The 2,755-nt window shown below is 63.5% G+C and carries 2 protein-coding genes and 1 pseudogene; all 3 read right to left on the reverse strand.

The window, feature by feature from the left end; all coding sequences use genetic code 11:
* Positions 1-203: pseudogene (locus tag JOZ76_RS14730) on the reverse strand (putrescine ABC transporter permease PotI); the annotation flags it as partial.
* Positions 200-1,114, reverse strand: coding sequence for an ABC transporter permease (locus JOZ76_RS14735; RefSeq protein WP_291699354.1), 915 nt, complete (start codon positions 1,112-1,114; stop codon positions 200-202). The pseudogene JOZ76_RS14730 and the gene JOZ76_RS14735, both read right to left, overlap by 4 nt.
* Positions 1,111-2,268: an ABC transporter ATP-binding protein gene (locus tag JOZ76_RS14740; protein ID WP_441300034.1), complete on the reverse strand. Its 1,158-nt coding sequence runs from the start codon at positions 2,266-2,268 to the stop codon at positions 1,111-1,113. Before JOZ76_RS14740 ends, JOZ76_RS14735 begins: the two co-directional genes overlap by 4 nt.
* Positions 2,269-2,755 lie beyond the last annotated feature (487 nt).

Consider the following 2,755-nt stretch of genomic DNA (forward strand, 5'->3'; position numbering starts at 1 on the left):
AGGCTCATCCAGAACGCCTCGATCATCGCGCCGTCATTGAAAAACTCGTAATACCAGCGCAGCGACCAGCCGCCCCACACCGTCACGAGCCGCGAGGCGTTGAAGGAATAGATCACCAGGATCAGGATCGGCAGATAGAGGAACGCGAGGCCCAGCGCCAGCGAGGCAATGTTGAAGCGCGAGAGGCTCTTCGGCCTGGTCATGGCCGCGCCTCCAGCTGGCGGCGCTGCATGCGCTCGTACAGCAGGAGCGGCGCGAGCAGCAGCACCAGGAGCACGATGGCGGTCGCGGAGGCGACTGGCCAATCCTTGTTGGTGAAGAACTCGAGCCACAGCGTCTGGCCGATCATCAGCGCATTCGAGCCGGCGAGCAGGTCCGGAATGACGAACTCGCCGACGATCGGAATGAAACAGAGCAGCACACCGGCGGCGACGCCCGGCAGCGACAACGGGAACGTCACCAGCCAAAACACCTCGCGTGGCGCGGCGCCGAGATCGGCGGCCGCCTCCTCCAGCGCAGGCTCCATTTTGGCGAGCGTCGCATAGAGCGGCAGAATCATGAACGGCAGATAGGAATAGACGATGCCGAGATACATCGCGCTGTCGGTCGACAGCCACGCCACCGGCTCCGAGACGACATGCAGCGTGAGCAGGATCTGGTTGAGCAGGCCGTCATGCTGCAAAATGTTGATCCAGGCATAGATGCGGATCAAAAACGAGGTCCAGAACGGCACGATGACCAGCATCATCGCGACACCCTGCCAGCGCTTTGGCAGCCGCGCCATGCCGTAGGCGATGGGATAGCCGATCACGAGCAAAATCGATGTCGAGACCGCCGCCACCAGAAGACTGCGCAAATAGGAGAGCACATAGAGGTCGTCGGAAAACAGCAGACGGAAATTGTCCCAGGACAGCGCCGCAAACGCGTCCTCGATCGCGCCCCAGCCCGCCGCAACATCGAACACCGGCGTATAGGGCGGCTGCGCGATCGCGGTGTGCGAAAGGCTGATTTTCAGCACGAAGCCGAACGGCACCAGTAAGAACAGCACCATCCAGACATAGGGCGCGATCGACGCCCACCGTGCCGGCGCGGTAAAAATGTGACGCGCGCTCATTGCTCCAGCACCATGCAATCGTCGGGCGTGAACCAGGCCACCACCCGCTGGCTCAGGCTGTAGGCATCCATGTCGATCCGCGTCGTGTTGGCCATCGCGGAGCGGATGACCGCGCCGCTGTCCAGTTTCACCTTGTAGACGGTGAGGCCGCCGAGATAGCTGACGTCACAGACGACGCCCTCCAGGCGATTGAGCGCATGCGCGTGCTCGGCATCCGTGGCCGGCCCGCGCCGCGACAGTTTGACCTTTTCGGGCCGGATCGCGACGGAGACGACCGTCTTGGTGATATACTGGCGCGGCTCGACGGCTACGATGTGTCCGGCGTCGCGCGTCGCAATGGTCAGGCGACCCAGCTCGCGCGCCTCGAGCTGCCCGTCGAACAGGTTGACGTCGCCGACGAACTCCGCGATCCAGCGCGACAGCGGCGCCTCGTAGAGCTCCCGCGGGGTCGCCACCTGCTCCAGCCGCCCGGCATCCATGACGCCGATCCGGCCCGCCATCGTCATCGCTTCCTCCTGATCGTGGGTAACGATGATGAAGGTCATGCCGAGGCGGCGCTGCAGTTCCATCAGTTCCTGCTGCGTGGCCTCGCGCAGCTTCTTGTCGAGCGCCGCAAGCGGCTCGTCGAGCAGCAGCACTTTTGGACGCCGCGCCAGCGAACGGGCCAGCGCTACGCGCTGCCGCTGTCCGCCGGAGAGCTGGTCGGGCTTGCGCGTCTCCATGCCCTCCAGCTTGACCAGCGCGACCATCTCCTCGACGCGCGTCGCGATGTCGGCGCGCGGCATTCCTGCGCGCCGCAGGCCGAAGGCGATGTTGTCGCGCACCGACAGATGCGGAAACAGCGCATAGTTCTGGAACATCATGTTGACGGGACGCTGATGCGGCAGGACCTGCGCGATGTCCTCCCCCGACAGCAGGATGCGGCCCTCGTCCGGTGTCTCGAAGCCGGCGAGCATTCGGAGCAGCGTGGTCTTGCCGCAGCCGCTCGGACCAAGTAGCGCAAAGAACTCGCCGGCGCGGATGTCGAGCGATAGCCGGTCCACCGCGCGAAAACTGCCAAAACTCTTGACCACGCCCTCGATACGCAGCAGCGGTATGTCGAACGGAACAGGAAGCGGCAAGGTCTTCGCCGGCTCCGTGCTCATGGCATCCATCGTGCAAAATCCCTCAGCCGTTCCCCATTTGGCCCAACAGCACGCTAGCGGCGGACGGGCCCGGGCTCAACCGATTCGCGGCGTATCGCCCAGTATTTTCGGCGGCCTTTTGCGCGCTTTGATAGACTCGGCGGCAGTGCATAGCGCGCTTCCCAGGCTCTTCCCCGATGCGAATCACCGTCGTCGCGTTCGAAGGTGCGGAAAGGTCAATGCGAGGGTCGATTGGCCTCAATGCGCGCGTGCTTCTGATTCGATTTCAAACAGCCTATGGGAGATGCGGCTCCGCGTTCTCGCGGCGCGTGTCGCGCCCGAGTGATACAGCGGACCGCCCTCTAATAGGAAGAGGGCGCAGGGAATGCCGCATAGGCGTTAAGTTTGGTCTTGCGTATTGGAAACGCTCGTGATTCCAACACGAGATGAGTCACGAATCACTTGTAAACGAAGACTGGACGAGAGTGGTTTCCCGGCTTGGCGGGGCTTCGCAGCT

Source organism: Bradyrhizobium sp., assembly GCF_019244115.1.
GTDB lineage: Bacteria > Pseudomonadota > Alphaproteobacteria > Rhizobiales > Xanthobacteraceae > Bradyrhizobium.